Source organism: Oceanobacillus piezotolerans (assembly GCF_003665065.1).
In the GTDB taxonomy this organism is placed as follows: Bacteria; Bacillota; Bacilli; order Bacillales; family Amphibacillaceae; genus Oceanobacillus; species Oceanobacillus piezotolerans.
Genome location: NZ_RCHR01000017.1, coordinates 1 through 2220 on the forward strand (window position 1 = coordinate 1; position 2220 = coordinate 2220).

The following is a 2220-nucleotide window of genomic DNA, read 5'->3' on the forward strand; positions in this document are numbered from 1 at the left end:
TCATGATATTGATTTAGGTGATGGTAAAAGTTTCTTATATAAGCGAGAGTTTTATAAAATGAAATATGAGGGTGATGATGATGAGAGTAATCCAAATTAATTATGCAGAAGCTGATAAGCTTTATAATAAAACGAGTTTAGAAGATGTATTAAATGTTTCTGTAAGAACATTTGATAGATATATTCTAAATGATGATTTAAAAGATAAAGCAGAGCAGATAGGAAGAAGAAAATTTTATAAAGGAGCAGATATAAATAAACGAATTGATGAATTGGTTGAGCAAGAAGAGAAATTTGTTCTTATGGATTGAACGCCGAGAATTTATGCTAAAAAATGCGTTGATAGACCGGAGCCTCTTAATTAAGCTAACTTGGTACAGTGCTAAAAGCATTGCTTTTAGCTGATGTACAGATTTGGGGATTATTAAGGGGCGCAAACGAGTCTGTCAACGCATTTTTTATATAAATCGCAGGCGTGAATTTGACGAATATGTCATATCATGTATATGTAATTATATTTATATTTATGTTTGCAAAATATGGCTGAAAGTGATATATTACTATTATAACTTAATAGTTATAATTTTTAAGAAAGTAGGTTTTTGCTATGAAAATGGCATATTTATTTAAAAAATTCGACTTCGACGAGTTTAATAAAGGCAAATTGTACATGGTTAAGGAAGCGAAAGAGAAATATAAATGGGATAGAGAGAAGATGAAAGAAACAGATGAGTATGAAGGTGTGCAATTAATTCTTGAGATTAAACAGGATGATTATGAGTACGAAACTAAAGATGGCATTGTAACAGGTGTCAATTTGAACGAAGAGTTTCAAGTTTTAATACCTGACGGAAAGATTGAAGATTATGAGAAACTTGTTGCACGTGGATTTGAAGCACCAGTTCCAGTAAAAGTTGAAGGGATACAGAATGCAGAGTTATTTGAATCTAAAGGCAAAAAACCTGTATTAAAAGTTTGGGCAGATGATGTAGTTAAAACAACTATTGACCAATCTCCTAGTGTAGGTACCAATTTTTAATATGCTATACGATTAAGAAAAAACAGGTAATTGATAAATAATCTTGTTAGAGAAACTCGATCATGTAGCGTTCGGCGATTGTGTTTTGGTCTAACGTTGTAGCGAGGGCGAAGTCCGGTTTCCCAAAAAGCGCAACTTTGCCTGAAGTGGAGACGTTAGTATCGAAACACGAAGCCGTATACGCGGAATTTTTTCGAGTTTCTCTATTAACTTGATTATAGTATTCACATTAGAGCCGTTTTTGAAAACGGCGTATAAACAGATGCATGTTTCAAATTGGGTACAAACCCTAAGGAGATGGTCGATAGATGGATGATAACAACTACATTTTACCATTCCAAACAATTAATGGATACAGGTATGGTGGCAAATTAGAATTTTCAAACTTAGTCGGCAATCAAAATCCAGTAAAACGTATTTCTAGAACTGAGTATGTGGATTTGAATGGCGAAGTGCAAAAGTACCAACAAATATCTAAAAATCGTTCGGAAAGTTTAGAGTCATTAGTTAGAACAATGAAACGATTAAGTAGATATATTGAACACAATTTTTCAGGCAATAAGAATGAGTTATGGATAACTCTTACTTATGCGGAAAATGTTACAGATAGTAAAAGAGTATATTCAGACTTTAAAGCGTTTATGAAGAAGATTAGACGTCATTACGGACATGTAGAATATATTTCAGTATTAGAGCCGCAGAAGCGTGGGGCGTGGCATATACATGCTTTATTTAAGTCTGATATTGATGATTATTTTTACATAGCCAATAGTCATTTACAAAAATTGTGGAAACATGGTTTTGTAAAAGTTAAAAAATTAAAAAATAGTGATAATGTAGCATCTTATGTTACTGCTTATTTAACAGATTTAAAACATGAAGATGGAAATAATAAGAAAATAGAGAAAGGTGCTAGATTGCATTTATATCCTTCAGGTATGAATTTTTATAGAATGTCTAGGGGTATAGAAAAGCCAGAGAAGTTAAAGGGTACTAAGTATGAAATATTTAAGCAATATGGTATGAATAATTCTGCTTATGCGCCAGATAAGATTTATTATCATGATATTGATTTAGGTGATGGTAAAAGTTTCTTATATAAGCGAGAGTTTTATAAAATGAAATATGAGGGTGATGATGATGAGAGTAATCCAAATTAATTATGCAGAAGCTGATAAGCT

The 2220-nt window shown here is 32.0% G+C and carries 3 protein-coding genes; all 3 read left to right on the top strand.

What is annotated here, in order from left to right:
* Nucleotides 1–80 precede the first annotated feature (80 nt).
* The 3 genes from D8M04_RS19840 to D8M04_RS19850 all read left to right on the top strand — a co-directional run bounded on the left by D8M04_RS19840 (nt 81) and on the right by D8M04_RS19850 (nt 2199).
* A complete protein-coding gene (locus D8M04_RS19840) occupies nt 81–311 on the top strand; it encodes a hypothetical protein (RefSeq protein WP_077844146.1) in 231 nt (76 codons plus the stop codon).
* Between the two features lie 296 nt (nt 312–607).
* Nucleotides 608–1039 carry a hypothetical protein gene (locus D8M04_RS19845; protein ID WP_085050106.1) on the top strand — a complete coding sequence of 144 codons (432 nt, stop codon included), beginning with the start codon at nt 608–610 and terminating at the stop codon, nt 1037–1039.
* A gap of 308 nt (nt 1040–1347) precedes the next feature.
* The gene (locus D8M04_RS19850; protein ID WP_121525138.1) at nt 1348–2199 is read left to right on the top strand and encodes a rolling circle replication-associated protein; all 852 of its coding nucleotides are present in this window, start codon (nt 1348–1350) and stop codon (nt 2197–2199) included.
* Nucleotides 2200–2220 lie beyond the last annotated feature (21 nt).

Bases quoted from the DNA above. Each gene is read 5' to 3' on its own strand.
- D8M04_RS19840 (WP_077844146.1), top strand. From the start codon at position 81: ATGAGAGTAATCCAAATTAATTATGCAGAAGCTGATAAGCTTTATAAT.
- D8M04_RS19845 (WP_085050106.1), top strand. From the start codon at position 608: ATGAAAATGGCATATTTATTTAAAAAATTCGACTTCGACGAGTTTAAT.
- D8M04_RS19850 (WP_121525138.1), top strand. From the start codon at position 1,348: ATGGATGATAACAACTACATTTTACCATTCCAAACAATTAATGGATAC.